The following is an 18,386-nucleotide window of genomic DNA, read 5'->3' as shown; positions in this document are numbered from 1 at the left end:
TGTAAGAGTAACAAAGCTTACAGCCTATTTCACGATTCCGTTGACGATATAACCAGCACAACGCGTTACTTATGGTGTTAGTTATATCTTTGCCGTCTCCGGAAACGAGAAAATCTTAACTGGTAACATGATGTGTTAGCTGATTTTACTGTTCAAAGTGTACTTAAAGTACAAGATATGGACACATAAAAAAACAGACATCTCAATTTAATGAAAATGTCCGTTATAAATAGATTCACAGTTGAATGAATAGAAAACTATTCCCAACCTTCAATTTCTTTAGCAAATTCTTCTAGCTTCTTAGCAGCACCATCTTCGGTATCGTCTTTAACACCGATATAGAACTTCATCTTAGGTTCAGTACCAGATGGTCTGGCAGCTACCCAAGTATCGTCAGCTAGAACATACTTCAAAACGTCAGCCTTTGGTAAACCTGTTTCTTTTGTACCTGCGGCTGTTGTATCTGTATCATTCAGGTAATCAATTGATTCAACCACTTTAACGCCATTAATCTCAGCGATACCCTCTTCACGAAGTGTCTTCATGATTTGAGCCATCTTGTCTTTACCTGAGATTCCAGCAAAGGTCTTTGAAATCGTCTTTTCACGATAGTAACCAAATTCCTTGTAAAGGTCTTCAAGAGCATCATAGATTGTCTTACCCTTTGATTCATAATAAGCTGCTGCTTCGGCTAACAACAATGTTGATTGCATAGCATCTTTATCACGAACAAATGGTTTAACTAGATATCCATAACTTTCTTCAAAACCAAAGAGGAATTCATTACTACCAGTTTCTTCAAATTGTTCGATTTTTTCGGCAATATATTTGAATCCTGTCAAAACATCGAACATTTTAATGTCATATTTATCAGCAATTGCTGTAGCCAATTCTGAAGATACGATTGACTTAACAACTGCTCCGTTAGTAGGTAAATCTCCTAAGCCTTTTTTAGCTTGCAATAAGTAGTTTAAAAGAACTGAGGCAATTTGATTACCTGTCATTAATTTATAAGAGCCATCAGGTTGTCTTACTGCGGCACCCAATCTATCGGCGTCAGGGTCAGTTGCAATCAAGATATTGGCACCAATCTTTTTACCACGTTCAATCGCAAGGTCAAACGTTTGGGCAAATTCTGGATTAGGGAATGGAGTTGTAGCAAACTCTGGGTCAAGGATGGCTTGTTCAGTTACCATATTGAAATTCTTGAAACCTAATTGTTGGAAAATACGTGGAGCAATCATCTTACCTGTTCCGTGAAGTGGTGAGTAGACAAATTTCATCTTGTCACCGATATCTTCGATCAATTTAGGATTAACGATAACTGTTTCGAGATTCTTCATATAATCTAAATCAACATCTTCACCAATTAAAGTTAATAATTTTTCAGCACGTAATTTTTGAACGGCTTTAACTTTAATCGCAAAGAGATCACTAGCTTTACGAGCAAAACTTGTAATATTATCTGATTCAGTAGGAGGCATTTGACCACCATCTGGACCGTAGATTTTGAAACCATTGTATTGTTTAGGATTATGGCTAGCTGTAATCATAATACCGGCATATGTATGTAGACTTCTTACAGCAAAAGATAATTCCGGTGTGGGTCTCAAACTATCAAAAACGTAACTGTGAATGTTGTGAGCACCCAAAACTTTAGCAGATTCATAAGCAAAATCTTGAGAATAGTAACGTGAGTCATAACTAATAGCTACACCTTGTGCTTTAACTTTGTCATCCAAAGTATCCATAAATGAAGCTAAGCCTTCAGTCGCTTGACGAACAGTGTAAATGTTCATGCGATTAATACCAGGGCCGATAAGACCACGCATACCAGCAGTACCAAACTCCATAGGTGCATAAAATGCCTCTTCAGCTACTTTATCATCTTGTTTTATTTCATTTAGTTGCTCTTTCATATCTGGATCTAAATCCTTATAATCGAGCCATTGTTGCATATTATCTTGCCAAGACATTAACTTGTCCTCCTAATTTGTAAGTACTTACAATCATTATAGCAATCATACAGTACTATTAAAATTTGATTTCATAACTTTAACAATAAATCTTTAAAATATTCTTAAAATCATGCACTCAAATCTTCAAATTATTAAGTTTCACTGCTGATGATCCTATTAATGTCAGTATCGTAGTATTTAGCTAAAGCAATCAGTGTGTCGATATCCGGCATGCGAATCCCTGTTTCATAGTGCGATAAGGTTGTTACATCGATATTCAAGTGTTGAGCAACTTCTTTTTGAGTAACATTCCGTTCTCTGCGAAGCTGTTTCAAATTCTTCGCGATGTTAAACCCCGATTCATGCATTAATTGGTTGAATTTGTTATCTGCGACTTCACGCATAAGAATCACTTCCTATCTTTTTGTATTCGTCCTTATTATATGTTTAAACATGTACAGAATGGAACCAAAATGTACTAATAATTTTTTCTGTTTTTAAATATTTTGTCATAAATTAATAAAATAAAAAGGATTATATGAACCGGTAGTTGTCCCGTTCATATAACCCTCAATATTTTAATTATTAATTTTATTATTTAGCTGAAACCTTATCGTCAGCAAGTTCTTGGATATAACTGAATGCTTGTTGTCCAGCAATACCACCTTCACCAACAGCAGTAGCAATTTGACGAAGATCTTTCTTTCTAACATCACCAACAGCTAAGATACCAGGTACTTTTGTTTCCATGTGTTCATTAGTATTAATCCAGCCAGCTTCATCAAGAATACCAAGACCCTCGAATGGTGTTGTCATTGGATCGATACCAACATAGATAAAGGCACCCTTAGCTGGTACGACGTGTTCTTCACCGGTTTCTTTGTCAACATATCTGACACCAGCTACTTTTTCATCTTCGCTCATGATTTCCTTAACGTCAGCATTCCAAACGAACTTAATCTTATCATTCTTAAATGCACGGTCTTGCAAAATCTTTTGAGCACGTAGTTGATCACGACGGTGAATAATTGTTACGGACTTAGCTAATTGTGTTAAGTAAATACCTTCTTCAACGGCAGAATCGCCACCACCGATAACGGCAACGTCTTGGCCCTTAAAGAATGCACCATCACAGACGGCACAGTAAGAAACACCACGTCCTGATAATTCATCCTCACCAGGTACGCCAATTTTCTTATATTGTGAACCAGTTGCAATGATTACAACTTTTGTTTCGTAGTCGCCATCATCAGTGTGGATGATTTTAACATTACCTTTATCCTCGATTGATTCAACGGCCCCATAACCAAAGTCAGCACCAAACTGAGTAGAAGATTTATACATCTTTTCACTCAAGTCCGGACCGAGAATTGAATCAAATCCTGGATAGTTTTCGATCGCAGCGGTGTTATTCATTTGACCACCGTAGATACCACGATCAAGAATCATTACTGATAAGTTAGCACGTGAAGCGTACAAAGCGGCGGTTAAACCACCAGGTCCAGCTCCAATAACTACTACATCATATGTTTTCATCGTCGATTACCTCCTATTACTCAACAAATCTTACCATTTATTTTTAACTTGGCAATTAAATTGCTCACAACTCATTATACCAAAGTTCATTTTGTTTTCTACGCCGATAAATGAACAAGGCAATCGCTACGACAAATAGGACAAGCGATAACATTTGTGAAACTCGAACTCCTGGAAAGATGTACAAACTATCTGTTCGCATTCCTTCAACGAAAAATCTCACAGCTGGATACCAAATCAAATAACTTAAGAAAACTTCACCACGTTTTAAGAGATGCTTCCGATTTCTCAAAATCAGAATCAATATTAAACCAATCAAATTACCAACAGATTCATACAAAAATGTTGGTTGGCGGTAAGCACCATTGATATACATCTGTTCAACGATAAAATGTGGAATATGTAATGACTGTAAAAAGCTCAAGGTCGTCTTAGCACCAAAAGCTTCTTGGTTCATAAAGTTACCCCAACGACCAACGATTTGGCCTAAGAGAACTGATGGGGCCGCAATATCTAGCATTAACCATGGCGAAAGTTTTCGTTTATGACACAACACTAACAAAACGATAAATGCTGCAATCAAACCACCATAAATGGCAATTCCACCATGCCAAATCTTGATGATCTCACCAGGATTGGCTAGATAAAATGGTAATTCAAAAATTACATAATACAATCTAGCCCCAACTAAAGCAATCGGTACACCATACAAGACTAAATCCAAAATATTATCTGGATCCATATGTCTTCTTTTGGCCTCACGCATCGCCATAATGACACCAACTAAGGCACCCATAGCAATGATGATACCGTACCAGTGAATCTGCAATCCCCCAAGATCAAACGCAATCGGATTTAATGCTAATAATTCAAAATTCATTAGTTTCCTTCTTCACCATTTTTTGTTTTTGCTTCATTTTCTTTGATCAAAAGGCCTAAGTTATCTTCGAACTTCTTTGTAGCGTCATAACCCATCTTCTTAGCACGATAGTTCATGGCAGCAACTTCGATGATAATGGAAATGTTACGACCAACTTTAACAGGAACGGTAATTTGTGGCACATCCACGTCAAAGAATGTTCGCTTATCTTCCAAAGTACCAATTCGATCATAGTTCTTATCAGCTGACCAATTTTCCAAATTGATAATCAACTGAATTTCACTTTCAGAACGAACAGCTCCGGCACCGAAAAGATTCATCACATCAATAATTCCGATACCACGAATTTCTAACAAGTGATTTAAAATCTTTGGTGCTTCACCAACGATTGTTTTTTCATCACGTTGATAAACATCAACACGATCATCGGCAATCAAACGGTGACCACGCTTAACTAGTTCCAAAGCAGTTTCACTCTTACCAATACCAGAGTGACCAGTTAGTAAAATCCCGATACCGTAAACATCAACTAAAACCCCATGGATTGATTCTCTAGGAGCTAATCTTTCGTCCAAATATTCAGTAATCATACTTGATAGTCGAGTTGTTGGTAATTCAGAACCAATAACTGGCACGTTATGTTCACTAGCAGCCTTCAACAATTCCTTACTAGGTTGAATGTTACGTGAGATCAATAACGTTGGAGTATCTTCACGACACAATTCCAACATAACCTTATAACGATTATTTTCAGTCATTGAACGTGAATATGCTGACTCAGTTTGTCCAAACAATTGAATACGTTCGCTTGGATAGTAATCAAAATAGCCAGTTAACTCGATTCCCGGACGTGAAATATCACTCGTCGTAATCTTCTTGCCCTTCATCAAGGCTTCGTCATTATAAACCTTTAAGCCATTATCTTTAACCATTTGAGATACAGTAACAAAATTTGTCATAGCCAACCCTCACCAAATCTATTTTTATACCAATTTTAGCATTAAAAAGTTGTGGTTGAAACCGTTCTATTACTTCCAGATTATTATCTAACATCCCATTCAGTCTATAAATGTAGACTACGATATAAAAGCAACCGGGAGAAACATCGTAAAAATGCCAACATTCATCCCAGTTGCAAAGAATAAAAAAACGCGTTTTAAACGCGTCTTTGAAAATTGTCCATGGTATAGCTGTTAATAATAGAATTACAAATTGCTAAAATGACTGCAACCACAAGGGCTGAACCAAAGCCATTAAAGTGGAAACTTGATGATCCTACTACTACCGAAGTTAATTCCAAGGTGATTGCATTTATAACGAATGAAAATAATCCAAACGTTAAAAATGTAATCGGTAGAGAAATGATATGTAACAGTGGCTTGATTGTCCAGTTCAAGAACACCAAAACCAAACTGGCTATAATGGCTGTTGCTAAACTATCAATTTGAAACATACCTGGTAATAAACGCGCAATTGCTAGAAACAATAACGTTTGTATCACCAATCTGATTAAAAACTTCATTTTATACCCTCATTTAACTCTCTTTTGAATCAGTAATATTTTTTCGAACCCTTGGCTTTAAGACGTCTTCTGCCTCGATAACGACTTGTTTCTTGAATATTACGCTTCTCTGGGAAAGAAAAGACGCAAACTACATATACCAAAGCTGGTAAGAAATAAGTCAATGGCAATAAGAAGATAAAAGCTAGACGAATCCAAGTCGAGTCAATCCCAAAGTACTCACCTAAACCTCCACAAACGCCGGCAATCATCCGATCAGTACTGGATCTTGTGATTCTATTTTTCATGTATTATCACCTCAACTTGTTCAAAAAATATACTACATATTAACAAATTTATCAATTAACCCTTTTTAGGATAACCTTCATCTGCCACATGCTTCTGATTCAGTTCTACCACATGTCCGGTGTTCAAGTAAACAACCCATTCACAAATATTGGTTGCATAATCACCTGCACGTTCCAAATAACTGGAAACTAACATGTATGAGGAACCACTTAAAACGTAGTCCCCTTCTTTTTTCATTTCAGAAATACTCATTTTATTAATTTCAGCACTCAAGTAATGTTCTCTAACATCACGGTTAGCGACTTCTTCAGCCATCTTACTGTCACGTTTCAAGTAAGCTTCAAGTGAATCTTCAACAATACTTGTTGTAATTTCACCCATATCAGCAATTAACTTTTCAATTTCAGGGATTCTTGTTTCACCCTTAACTCGAATTGTTTCTTGAGCGATACTGACAGCATGATCACCCATTCTTTCAAGATCAGAACTGGCTTTTAAAACCGTTACGATCATACGCAAATCGGATGTAACTGGTTGTTGCAAAGCAATCATTTCAAATGATTCTTTTTCCAGATCCATTTCACGTTTATTAATAATGTGATCATTTTTAATGACTTCTTTAGCTAAAGCTTTATCGTGGTCAACATAAGCCTTAACTGACTTCATAATGGCTTCACTAGCCATCATACCCATTTCTGAGAAGCGCAAATGTAAATTGTTCAATTGTTCTTCAAACGTTGTACGCATCTATCTTTTCTCCTAACCGAATTTTCCAGAAATATAATCTTCCGTCTGTTTTTCTTTTGGATTTAAGAAAATATTCTTCGTCTTATCCGCTTCAATTAGTTCTCCATTTAGGAAGAAAGCGGTTTGATCAGATATTCTCGACGCCTGTTGCATGTTATGTGTAACAGTGATAATCGTGTAATCTTCACGCAAAGCTAACATAGTGTCCTCAACCTTGGCTGATGAAATTGGATCCAAAGCTGAAGTAGGTTCGTCTAATAAAATAATATCAGGTTTCACTGCTAAAACTCTAGCAATACATACTCTTTGTTGCTGTCCACCTGAAAGTGACAAGGCACTTTGATGCAATTTATCTTTTACATCATCCCAAACAGCCGCATTTCGTAAACTAGTTTCAACAGCTTCGTCTAAGATAGCTTTATCTTTCACACCGGCTAATCTTAATCCATATATTACATTATCATAAATCGAGAAAGGAAATGGGTTTGGTTGTTGAAAAACCATACCAACTTGTTTTCGCAGCTCAACCGTATCAATATTGGGCGCATAGATGTTTTTACCGTTCAAAGATATCGTTCCAGTTATCGTTACATTCGGAATCAAGTCGTTCATTCGATTCAAGCATCTAAGATATGTTGACTTACCACATCCAGATGGACCGATTAAAGCTGTAATTTCATTCTTATTAAAATCGAGGTTAACCCCTTTTAATGCTTCTTTCTTTCCATAAAACAAATGTACATCAGAAGATGTTAAAATTTTTTCTGCCAAGTTGAGCGCTCCTATCCAAAGTGTCCAGAAACATAATCTTCAGTCGTCTTAATATGAGGACGAGTAAAGATTTTTCTAGTTTCGTTAAATTCGACAGCATGTCCCATGTGGAAAAATGCTGTGTAATCGCTGATTCTAGCCGCTTGTTGCATGTTGTGAGTGACGATAATGATGGTAAATTTATCCTTCAAATTCAACATTGTTTCTTCAACATTAGACGTTGAGATTGGATCCAAGGCACTTGCCGGTTCATCCATCAATAAAATATCCGGTTTCATCGCAATTGCTCGGGCAATACAAAGTCGTTGTTGTTGACCCCCAGAGAGCGCTAATGCACTTTTGTTCAGATCGTCTTTGACTTGGTCCCATAAAGAGGCCTGTTTCAAAGTCGTCTCAACAATTTCATCTAATTGCTTTTTGTCATGTAAACCATGACGTTTTAATGCAAAAGTAATGTTGTCATAAATTGATTTAGCAAACGGATTGGGGCGTTGGAAAACCATCCCAATATGCTTTCTAACTTCATAAATATCAACATTATTTTTATTAATATCCAATCCACGGTACATGATTTGTCCTTTGACTGAAGCGCCAGGTATATTGTCGTTCATTCGATTCAAGGATCTTAAGTACGTTGACTTACCAGAACCTGAAGCACCAATCAAGGATGTAATCTTATATCTTTCAAACTGAAGCGATGCTTTGTGCATTGCTTCCTTCTCGCCATAAAAAACTTGTAAGTCTTTAGTCTTCATGGCGATTTCATGTTCATCCTCGTTTAAATGAAGGATGTATTGTTGATCAGTTTGTGTATCCATATCTTACTCACCCGTCATCTTTTTATAAACTTTATTGCCAATATATCTAGCTAGCAAATTAAAAATCAAAACCGCAATAATCAAAACAGCTGAAGCACCTGCGGAAACTTGCACTGCATCGGGAATCAATCCTTCAGAGTTAACTTTCCAAATATGTACTGCCAAAGTTTCAGCTGGTCTCATCAAATTCAAAGGACTTGTAATACTAAAAATATTGAAATTAGTAAAGTCCAATGGTGGAGCACTTTGGCCTGCCGTATAAATCAAGGCAGCAGCTTCACCGAAAACTCTACCAGCACCGATGATCATACCCGTAATAATTCCGGGTAGACCATCAGGAATAATAACATGAATCACTGTTTCCCATTTTGATAGTCCTAAAGCAAGTCCAGCTTCACGTTGTGACTGTGAAACGGATCTTAATGAATCTTCAACATTTCTCGTTAAGATTGGCAAATTGAACACGGTTAATGTCAATGCACCTGAGAGAATTGAAAAGCCAAATTTAAAACTGATAACGAAAACTAAGAATCCAAACAAACCAACAACGATTGATGGCAATGAACTCAAAACTTCAATTGAAACTCTGATTAAATCAACCAATTTATTTTTACCGGCATATTCAGATAAATAAATCCCGGCACAAATTGAAATTGGAATTGAAATTAACATTGAGAGAATCAATAGGAAAAATGAATTGAATAGTTGAATCCCAACACCACTACCAGCTTGGAAAGCTTTGGAACCAGATGTTAAAAAGTGCCAATTAACATAACGGAGTCCACTTCCTAAAATGTAAATCAATAAACCAGCTAAGATGAGTACGATGATTGAAGACATCAGATAAATAACACCTGTGGCTATTTTATCTTTTGTTTTTTCATTAAACATTAGAACTCACCTCGCTTAGCAATTTTTCTAATAACGAAGTTAAATAGCAATGACATTAATAGTAGAAGTAGTGCTAATGACCAAAGGGCATTATTTGATGTTGAACCCATGATCGTATTACCCATATTCATTGTTAAGACACTTGTTAATGTTGATGATGGCGAAACTAAATTTTGTGGCAATAACATTGCATTCCCAATTACCATTTGTACGGCTAATGCTTCACCAAAGGCACGTGCCATTCCGAAAACAACAGCTGTCAAAAGTCCTGGTGTTGCTGAACGTAAGATAACTTTCGAAATAGTTTGCCATCTCGTAGCACCCAAAGCTAAGGAAGCTTCACGATAATATCTTGGTACAGCTTTTAAAGCATCCACCGACATGGATGTAATCGTTGGTAAAATCATAACGAATAATACGAATGATCCGGCTAAAATACCGAAACCACTTCCACCAGCAATCTTTCGTACAAACGGAACAACGATTGTTAAACCGAAGAATCCATAAACAACTGAAGGAATACCAACCAACAATTCAATAACTGGTTGTAAAACTTTACGTCCCCATTTAGGAGATATTTCCGTCATAAAAATAGCGGCGGCAATTGCAAACGGTGTTCCAATTAAAGCAGCAATCAAAGTAACCGCAAAAGACCCGATAATCATTGGTGCAGCACCAACGATTGGATGTCCAGCACTATCTAATTTGTTAGGTGCCCAAACAGAATGTGTTAGAAAATCTATTGGATTAACGCCATCCTTAAAGAAGATGATTAGTCCACGTGAAGCAATGAATCCGATAATCGTAATAACCAATAAAACGATAATGGCAGTAAAACTGAAAGATATAATCTTACCGCGCGTTTCACGTTTAGCGGAGACAGATTTTTTAGTTAAACTTTCTCTAATTGGATCTTTCAAATTACTTTACCCCCTTGGAAACGGGCGTAACATTGCCCTTATAGTCTTTTTGATACTTCATTTCACGAATGGGAACATAGTTCATTTTCTTAACGACGTTCGTTTGGACGTGATCAGTCATAATAAAATCGAGGAAATCTTTCGTCATACCTGTTGGTTTTCCATTGGTATATAAATGTTCATATGACCAAATTTTCCAAGTATTATTTTCGATATTTTCAATTGTGGGATTAACGTTGTCAACATTGACCGTTTTAACTGTATTGTTAAGGTATGGCATCGCCAAATAACTGATTGATCCTTGTGTGTTATACACAATTTGACGAACCATCCCACTTGAATCTTGCTCCTGAGAGCGCACAAATGGGGTGCCGTCCATAACATCACTTTCAAACGCCGCTCTAGTTCCTGAACCATCCGCACGATTAATGATGGTTATCGGCAAGTCTTGTCCACCAACTTGTTTCCAGTTAGTAACTTGACCTGAAAAAATTTGTCTCAATTGTTTGATTGTCAGAGATTTGATTTTAACATCTTTATTTACAACTGGAATCATCCCAACTGCAGCAATTCGATGATCAACAAGTTTGCTAGCATCAATATCTTGCTTTTGTTCAGCATATAAATCGGAATTACCGATATTAACTGCACCTTGTTGAATCTGGCTGAGTCCTGTACCAGTACCGCCCCCTTGGACGTTGACATACTCGTTTGGATTATCCTTTGTAAATTCTTCCCCGGCAAGTTCCACTAATGGTTGAGCAGCTGATGATCCAACCGCTGTAATTGTCTCTTGGCTCCCGCTGCCTTTGCAACCACTCAAAATCATTATCATAGGAATCATAATTGCAAATAATGCGACAAGTCTTTTTTTCAATGTTCTCACCTCTATCCAATTAGAATAGTACAACAATGTATATTTTTTGTATAAAAAAAAGCCGTAACAAAATAATTTATTTTGTTGCGACATTTTTTCTATAATGGTATGTCAACTGTGAACGTTGTCCCCAGTCCTTTATGTGATTCAATCCGAATATCACCATCTAGCGTATCCAAAGTTTCCTTAACAATGGCTAGTCCAAGACCCGTTCCACCAGTTTCTAGACTACGTGAACGATCAACTCGATAGAATCTTTCAAAAATTCGACCTTGATCGGCTTCCGATATTCCAATACCAGTATCTTTGATAACGAACTTGATGCGATTCTCAATCTCATCGTGGTGAACTTCTAAATCAATTTCACCATTTTCTCTATTATATGAAATAGCATTCTTAATTAAGTTACGGAATACTAAATTGATTTTTTCCTTATTGATAGTTACTTCAGGATTACCAAAGTATTGTTGTTTAACTTCGATATTATGTTTCTTGATTGCCAATGATTGACGATCCAAAATATGATCAATATCATCATGCAAGTTGACTAAATCAGCTTTCTCAACATCTCGTTTAACCTTCGACAAGGATAAAATATCTTGAATCAGTTCTGATAAACGAACACTCTCGCTGTGAATAATATTCAAGAAATGATCTAATTTCTCGGGGTCATCTTTAGCACCACCCAGAAGTGTTTCTGAGAAACCTTCAATTGAGGTAACTGGTGTCTTCAATTCATGACTGACATTGTTAACAAAATCAACTTGCATCCGTTCAATTTGACGACTTTCTGTTAAATCGTACAAGATAACTAATACTTGTTGATCGTAATCTTCACGTGAATGAATCAAACGAATAACATTGGCATCAACATATTTTTGGGAGTTACCGACCAATTGAATTTCTCGATGATGGTTCTTATTCTTCCGTAAAGTATGCTCAATCATTTGACTCAAATTATAAGTTTTGACATCTTCAATGAAAGGATGAATATCGTTAGAAATATTAACATCCAATAGGCTCGACATCGCTTGGTTATGTAATAAAACATCCCCTTGTGAGTTCAGCAACATAACACCAATTGGCAAATGCCCTACTAAACCTCTAAAACGACGCTCACGCAACTGAACATCATCACGTAAATCATTAATATCCATACTAATTTTATTTGTTTGTTCAACTAATCCATAAAGCTCATCATCAGGTGACAAAATCAAAGAAGCCATTTCTTTGTTCTTTCTCACACGACGCAAATTATCGGTAACACTCTTAATATCTTCACTCAAGAGTTGACGTTTCCGGTAATAGTACAATATCACTGAATCGGTAATCAAAAAGTACATCAATGCGACAATTACAAACGTCATTGGGCTTTGACTCCACAAACGATTGTATTTCTTAGCAACAATATGGCGGTTGGAACCAGACATGAAATACATGATTCTGGTTGTCATCGTCGTATCAGTCACATAGTCTTTACCCGGTGCTGTTCGGCCGTTATGGTACATATCATAGGCTTTTCGTTGCATCGTGGTATTTTCCTTAGATGTGTCGATATAATCCAGACCTGCAATTCTCGCAGCATCTGCCGGTTCATGATTTTTCTTCAATTCTTGATATGAAACTGTCTCTTCAGTGAACATATCGTTTTGGGAATTGCCCAAAATACTATCAGAGAACGTCACCAAAATGATAAAGATACCTATCGAAATCAAGATGGCAATTATTGGTCCTAGTCTTCTTTTCATCGTCATACCTCTAAAATATAACCGAATCCATGTACGGTCTTTATTATTTGTGGGTTCTTTGTATCCTGTTCAATTTTATCACGGAGGTGGCTAATTTGGATATCAACCATCCGCATTTGTGAATTGGAATTTATTCCCCAGACGTTATCAAAAATTTGTTCCCGAGAAACGACAATCCCTTTGTTTCTAATCAAAAATTCGAGTAATTCGTATTCTTTTTTCGTCAATGAGATCTCACGACCATCAATGATAAGTCCTTTAACATCGGTATTGAGTTCAAAAGTCTTCTCTTTGTCCAAATGAGTCGTTCTTCTCAATACCACTTCGATTCGTGCAAGTAGTTCCTTGATACTAAATGGTTTGGTAATATAATCATCCGCACCACTAATTAATCCTTCAATCTTATTGTCTTCGGCGTCAACTGCGGTTAAAAATATAACAGGCGTCAAATTACCAGCTTTGCGCATTGTCTTGAGTACATCAATTCCACTCAAGTTTGGTAACATTTGATCTAACAAAATCAAATCAAAGTCACCCTCATTTGCTTTATCAAGTGCCATTTGTCCGTCCGTGGCTGTGGCAACTTGGTAATCATTGCTTTCCAAATTATATTCAATTAGCTCTAAAATTGATGGTTCATCGTCGACAACTAAGATTTTCTTTTTCATTATTGTTTGGCCCCTTGTAATTTCCATTGGAGATAAGCATAAATAAATGGATCTAAATCTCCATCCATGACGGCCTGTCCGTTACTTGTTGAATAATTGGAGCGGTGATCTTTGACCATTGTATATGGATGGAAAACATATGACCGAATTTGTGAGCCCCAGCCGATATCCATTTGTTCACCTTGAATTTCAGCATGTTTCTTAGCTTGCTCTTCTTGTTCGCGTTGGAAAAGCTTGGCTTTCAACATATTCATCGCTGTTTCACGGTTTTGAAGTTGTGAGCGTTGAGCTTGGGAACTGACAACAATTCCGGTTGGTAGATGGGTAATTCTGACGGCTGATGACGTTTTATTAATATGTTGACCACCAGCACCAGATGAACGAAAGACATCAACACGTAAATCATCGTCATTAATTTCAACGTGAATACTGTCATCTAATTCAGGCATAACGTCAATCGAAGCAAAGGATGTATGACGACGTCCTGCTGAATCAAATGGTGAAATTCTAACTAGACGATGCACTCCACGTTCGGAACGAAGCAATCCGTAAGCATTCTTGCCACGAATCATTATGGAGACACTCTTGATTCCAGCTTCTTCACCTGGTTGATAATCTTCAATTTCAACAGTAAATCCATGTTGATCAGCCCATCTTTGATACATTCTTAGTAGCATCGCACCCCAGTCTTGGGATTCCGTACCACCAGCACCTGGATGAATTTCCAAAATTGCATTATGCGAATCATATGGTTCTGATAACAACATCATTAACTCATAAGAACGGAGCTTTGCGGCCAAACTATCCGAATCGTCTACTAATTGTTGCATCAACTCATCTTCTGGATCATCTTGATACAACTCAGCCAAAACTTGAAGGTTTTCTAAGCCCTCACTAAGTGATTTAAAGTTATCATACTTATCTTTTAGAGCGTTGTTATCATCAATGAGTTTTTGAGCCTTTTCGTGATCATCCCAAAAACCATTTTCGGTCATTTTAGCTTCATTTTCGGCGATACTCTCTTCTAGACTTTCTAAGTCAAAGAGACCCCCTAAATTGAGTTATTTTGTTTTCCATGTCGGAAATTCTATTTTTTATCTCTCCGAATTCCATGTAATCACCCTTATAAAAAAAGCGGGCCTAGCGGCCTGCTTTTTATCTTTCCATATTTTGTCTAATTTCGGCCTTCATGAATAATCTTGTTACATCATATTCAATATCAGAAACCATTTCTTCAAACATACGATATCCTTCTTCTTGATACTCAACCAAAGGATTCAATTGTCCGTAACCACGGAGACCAATTGATTGACGTAGTTGATCCATAGCATCGATATGATCTGTCCAATGTTCGTCAACAACTCTTAAGATAACAACCTTTTCAAATTCAAGCATTTGTGAAGGATCACCAAGTTGTTCTTTCTTTTGTTCATAGTTCTTGTGAACAAAGTCCATCAAGTATTTAATGATTTCTTCTTGTGACTTAAGTTGTAAATCAACGACATCAATTTGATTGTCACTAACCAAAGCAGCTTTGGCAAAGTCAGCAATTGCTTCTAGTTCCCAATCGTCTTCTTTACCTTGAGTGTGAACTTCAACTTGAGCTTTGATTGTTCTTTCCATCATTGGAAGCAAGACACGATCAAGATCATTGTCTTCGTTGATAACTTCCATTCTTTCCTTGTAGATAACTTCACGTTGTTCACGCATAACATCATCATATTGAAGGGTATTCTTACGAGTATCGTAGTTATTACCTTCAACACGTTTTTGTGCGGATTCAACTTGACGAGTCATCATACGACTTTGGATAACAGCATCGTCATCTTCAATCTTCAAAGCCTTCAAGACACGCTTGATTCTGTCTGAACCGAAACGCTTCATCAAATCATCTTCAAGTGACATGTAGAATTGTGTTTCACCAGGATCACCTTGACGACCTGAACGTCCACGAAGTTGATTATCAATACGACGTGATTCATGACGTTCAGTACCTAGAACACAAAGTCCGCCGACTTCACGAACACCAGGTCCAAGTTTGATATCAGTACCACGACCAGCCATATTAGTAGCAATCGTAACAGCACCACGTTGACCAGCGTTCATAACGATTTCAGCTTCCTTAGCATGGTTCTTAGCATTAAGAACAGCATGAGGAATACCAGCTTGATCAAGTAACTTAGATAAGTATTCTGAAGATTCAACCGCAACAGTACCAACTAGTAATGGTTGACCCTTAGCGTGGCGACGTTTGATATCTTCAACAACAGCTGCAAATTTGCTCTTCAATGTTGGATAAAGCACATCTTCTTTATCATTACGAATAACTGGCTTGTTAGTAGGAATTGAAATAACTTCCATGTTGTAGATTTCTCTAAATTCTTCAGCTTCAGTCTTAGCAGTACCAGTCATACCAGACAACTTATCGTACATACGGAAGAAGTTTTGGTAAGTGATGTTAGCCATAGTCTTTGTTTCATCTTGAATTTCTACGCCCTCTTTAGCTTCAATAGCTTGGTGTAGTCCATCAGAATAACGACGACCATCCATAACACGACCAGTAAATTGATCAACAATCTTAACTTCGCCTTCTTGAACAACATAGTCAATATTTAGACTCATAATGTAGTTAGCACGCAAAGCTTGATCCAAATGGTGGTTCAAAACAGTGTTGTCAATATCATAAAGGTTATCAAGACCAAAGTAATCTTCAGCCTTTCTAATACCAGTTTCAGTTAAACTGATTGACTTTGTAGGCCAATCAATCTTGTAATCATCTTTTTCAAGTGTCTTAGCAAAACGGTCAGCACGCACATACATGGCAGTTGACTTTTCAGCAGCTCCAGAAATGATCAAAGGTGTTCTAGCCTCATCGATCAAAATAGAGTCAACTTCATCGACAATTGCATAATGCAATGGACGTTGAACCATTTGTTCCTTGTAAACAACCATGTTGTCACGCAAGTAATCAAATCCAAGTTCACTATTAGTTGAATAAGTAATATCACAATTATAAGCAGCACGTTTTTCTTCTGAATCCATGCTGTTGATGTTCAATCCAACGGTTAAACCTAACCAGTTGTAAAGTTCACCCATTTGTTTAGCATCACGGCCAGATAGGTATTCGTTAACTGTAACAACGTGAACACCCTTGCCATCTAGCGCATTTAAGTAAACTGGCAATGTAGCTGTCAAAGTTTTACCTTCACCAGTTTTCATTTCGGCAATATTACCTTCGTGTAAAGTAATACCACCAATCAGTTGTACTCTAAATGGATATAATCCAAGTACACGCTTAGCACCCTCACGGGCTGTAGCGAATGCTTCAGGTAAAATATCATCGAGCGTTTCGCCCTTTGCTAATCTTTCTTTAAATTCAGGAGTCTTAGCTTTGAGTTCGTCGTCAGAAAGTTTGCTGTAAGCATCAGCATAACTTTCAATTTTATCGGCAATCTTGCCCATACGTTTGACTTCTCTTTTATCGCTTTCGACCCATCTTCTTAGTGGATTTGCCATATTAATATATCTCTCCTAAGTGTTATAAACATACTCTTAATAGTAGCATTTTTTTTTAAACTTTTAAACTTAATATAAATTAAACAGACTTTTCAGGATTACAATGATACACCATTTTTCAGATTCTTGTGTTAAGAATGCTTTACAAAAGGAGTTTTGAGACACAAAAAAGCTGGGGCAGCAAGGCTACCTCAGCTTTAATATTTATTTTTTTATTCGTTTGTTTCAATCAAACCATACTTGCCATCGTTACGTTTGTATACGATGCTGGCTCCGTTTGTTTCTGAATCTTCAAAAATGAAGAATTCGTGGCCAAGCATTTCCATTTGTAGAACAGCCTCTTCAGCATCCATTGGCTTCAATGATAGACGCTTTGTTCTAACAATTTGTGACTTATCCTCATCTGTGTCATCTGGTGTGATGTCGTTTAAAGGAATATCCTTTAGACTGCCACCTTCACGGCTCTTGCGGTTAACACGTGTCTTGAATTTCTTAACTTGTCTTTCAAGCTTGTCAACAACAAGATCAATTCCGGCATACAAGTCATCGTTAAGCTCTTCAGCTCTCAATGTGATGTATGGTAATGGAATTGTTACTTCAACCTTTGTACCTTTTGAAGGGTATGTTTTCAAGTTTACATGAGCAATGGGATTGCTTTCATCACTGAAATATTTTTCCATCTTGGAAATTCTTTTTTCGACATATTCGCGAATTGATGAAGTTACTTCAATATTTTCACCACGTACATTAATAGTTAACATAATAATCTCTCCTTCCGACGATAGGAAATTAAAGAGTGTTCTTACATCTCTTTAGTGTAATTATAATATTCTTATGCCAATATGACAACGTTTCCATTACCTAGATAGTGAAAATGTGGAAATTTTTTGGAAACCAGCCGTCAAAAATATATCATGAGCATGCATTAAAGTACGTCCAGTCGTATAAATATCATCCAATATCAAAATCCTAGCTTCTTTTTGAATCTGATTTAGCGCTGGCAAAGCCGAAAAAGTCTGTGGGGTTCGCAAACGCTCATTACGATTCTTCTGTGCTTGTGGTTTATCGGCGTCAACCTTAATCAAAAGCGACTGAAGATCAAAAATATCGGCATATAATTCATAAACAGGATCAAATCCGCGTGCTTGAAGATGACTTTTACTGGCAGGAATATACGTAACTACATCAAAGTGATTTCGTAATGACCAGTTCTTTATATCTTGATAAAATAATCGTGCCAACAAGA

At 37.0% G+C, this 18,386-nt stretch carries 19 protein-coding genes; all 19 read right to left on the bottom strand.

Annotated elements, in window-relative coordinates; all coding sequences use genetic code 11:
* Positions 1-257: 257 nt before the first annotated feature.
* The 19 genes from FD31_RS10815 to FD31_RS14415 all read right to left on the bottom strand — a co-directional run bounded on the left by FD31_RS10815 (position 258) and on the right by FD31_RS14415 (position 18,381).
* Positions 258-1,976: a phospho-sugar mutase gene (locus tag FD31_RS10815; RefSeq protein ID WP_057892795.1), complete on the bottom strand. Its 1,719-nt coding sequence runs from the start codon at positions 1,974-1,976 to the stop codon at positions 258-260.
* 134 nt (positions 1,977-2,110) lie between these two features.
* Positions 2,111-2,362: a helix-turn-helix domain-containing protein gene (locus tag FD31_RS10810; protein ID WP_057892794.1), complete on the bottom strand. Its 252-nt coding sequence runs from the start codon at positions 2,360-2,362 to the stop codon at positions 2,111-2,113.
* A gap of 190 nt (positions 2,363-2,552) precedes the next feature.
* Positions 2,553-3,494 (bottom strand): thioredoxin-disulfide reductase, encoded by a 942-nt coding sequence (gene trxB / locus FD31_RS10805; protein ID WP_057892793.1) that lies wholly within the window; start codon positions 3,492-3,494, stop codon positions 2,553-2,555.
* Between the two features lie 64 nt (positions 3,495-3,558).
* A complete protein-coding gene (gene lgt, locus FD31_RS10800; protein ID WP_057892792.1) occupies positions 3,559-4,374 on the bottom strand; it encodes a prolipoprotein diacylglyceryl transferase in 816 nt (271 codons plus the stop codon).
* Entirely contained in the window at positions 4,374-5,333 is a 960-nt protein-coding gene (gene hprK / locus FD31_RS10795) for an HPr(Ser) kinase/phosphatase (RefSeq protein ID WP_057892791.1), read from the bottom strand. The genes lgt and hprK overlap by 1 nt, the downstream gene beginning before the upstream one ends.
* A 197-nt stretch (positions 5,334-5,530) precedes the next feature.
* A complete protein-coding gene (locus tag FD31_RS10790; protein WP_057892790.1) occupies positions 5,531-5,896 on the bottom strand; it encodes a phage holin family protein in 366 nt (121 codons plus the stop codon).
* Between the two features lie 29 nt (positions 5,897-5,925).
* A complete protein-coding gene (locus FD31_RS10785) occupies positions 5,926-6,183 on the bottom strand; it encodes a PspC domain-containing protein (RefSeq protein ID WP_057892789.1) in 258 nt (85 codons plus the stop codon).
* Between the two features lie 55 nt (positions 6,184-6,238).
* Positions 6,239-6,931, bottom strand: coding sequence for a phosphate signaling complex protein PhoU (gene phoU, locus FD31_RS10780; protein ID WP_057892788.1), 693 nt, complete (start codon positions 6,929-6,931; stop codon positions 6,239-6,241).
* 12 nt (positions 6,932-6,943) lie between these two features.
* A complete protein-coding gene (pstB, locus tag FD31_RS10775) occupies positions 6,944-7,702 on the bottom strand; it encodes a phosphate ABC transporter ATP-binding protein PstB (RefSeq protein WP_057892787.1) in 759 nt (252 codons plus the stop codon).
* 11 nt (positions 7,703-7,713) lie between these two features.
* Positions 7,714-8,520, bottom strand: a complete 807-nt coding sequence (gene pstB, locus FD31_RS10770) for a phosphate ABC transporter ATP-binding protein PstB (protein WP_057892786.1) — start codon at positions 8,518-8,520, stop codon at positions 7,714-7,716.
* A gap of 3 nt (positions 8,521-8,523) precedes the next feature.
* Positions 8,524-9,411 (bottom strand): phosphate ABC transporter permease PstA, encoded by an 888-nt coding sequence (gene pstA / locus FD31_RS10765; protein WP_057892785.1) that lies wholly within the window; start codon positions 9,409-9,411, stop codon positions 8,524-8,526.
* On the bottom strand, positions 9,411-10,331 hold the full coding sequence (gene pstC, locus FD31_RS10760) for a phosphate ABC transporter permease subunit PstC (protein ID WP_057892784.1): 921 nt from the start codon (positions 10,329-10,331) through the stop codon (positions 9,411-9,413). Before pstC ends, pstA begins: the two co-directional genes overlap by 1 nt.
* 1 nt (position 10,332) lies before the next feature.
* Complete coding sequence (locus FD31_RS10755; RefSeq protein WP_057892783.1) at positions 10,333-11,208, bottom strand: phosphate ABC transporter substrate-binding protein PstS family protein; 876 nt, start codon at positions 11,206-11,208, stop codon at positions 10,333-10,335.
* 98 nt (positions 11,209-11,306) lie between these two features.
* A complete protein-coding gene (locus tag FD31_RS10750; RefSeq protein WP_057892782.1) occupies positions 11,307-12,956 on the bottom strand; it encodes a sensor histidine kinase in 1,650 nt (549 codons plus the stop codon).
* 2 nt (positions 12,957-12,958) lie between these two features.
* On the bottom strand, positions 12,959-13,624 hold the full coding sequence (locus FD31_RS10745) for a response regulator transcription factor (RefSeq protein ID WP_057892781.1): 666 nt from the start codon (positions 13,622-13,624) through the stop codon (positions 12,959-12,961).
* Positions 13,624-14,737, bottom strand: a protein-coding gene (gene prfB, locus FD31_RS10740; RefSeq protein ID WP_147007359.1) for a peptide chain release factor 2 whose coding sequence is annotated in 2 segments (ribosomal slippage) — positions 13,624-14,664 and positions 14,666-14,737 — 1,113 coding nt in all. Because the reading frame shifts where the segments join, the coding sequence is not laid out codon by codon here. The genes FD31_RS10745 and prfB overlap by 1 nt, the downstream gene beginning before the upstream one ends.
* A gap of 42 nt (positions 14,738-14,779) precedes the next feature.
* Positions 14,780-17,140: a preprotein translocase subunit SecA gene (secA, locus tag FD31_RS10735; RefSeq protein ID WP_057892779.1), complete on the bottom strand. Its 2,361-nt coding sequence runs from the start codon at positions 17,138-17,140 to the stop codon at positions 14,780-14,782.
* Between the two features lie 212 nt (positions 17,141-17,352).
* Positions 17,353-17,901 (bottom strand): ribosome hibernation-promoting factor, HPF/YfiA family, encoded by a 549-nt coding sequence (gene hpf / locus FD31_RS10730; protein WP_057892778.1) that lies wholly within the window; start codon positions 17,899-17,901, stop codon positions 17,353-17,355.
* Positions 17,902-17,997: 96 nt separating this feature from the next.
* Positions 17,998-18,381: a ComF family protein gene (locus tag FD31_RS14415; protein ID WP_235805357.1), complete on the bottom strand. Its 384-nt coding sequence runs from the start codon at positions 18,379-18,381 to the stop codon at positions 17,998-18,000.
* Between the last annotated feature and the right edge of the window lie 5 nt (positions 18,382-18,386).

This window comes from Companilactobacillus nantensis DSM 16982 (assembly GCF_001435815.1).
GTDB classification, from domain to species: Bacteria; Bacillota; Bacilli; order Lactobacillales; family Lactobacillaceae; genus Companilactobacillus; species Companilactobacillus nantensis.
Note: the sequence above shows the minus strand (reverse complement) of the source record. Positions and strands in the feature narration are given on the sequence as shown.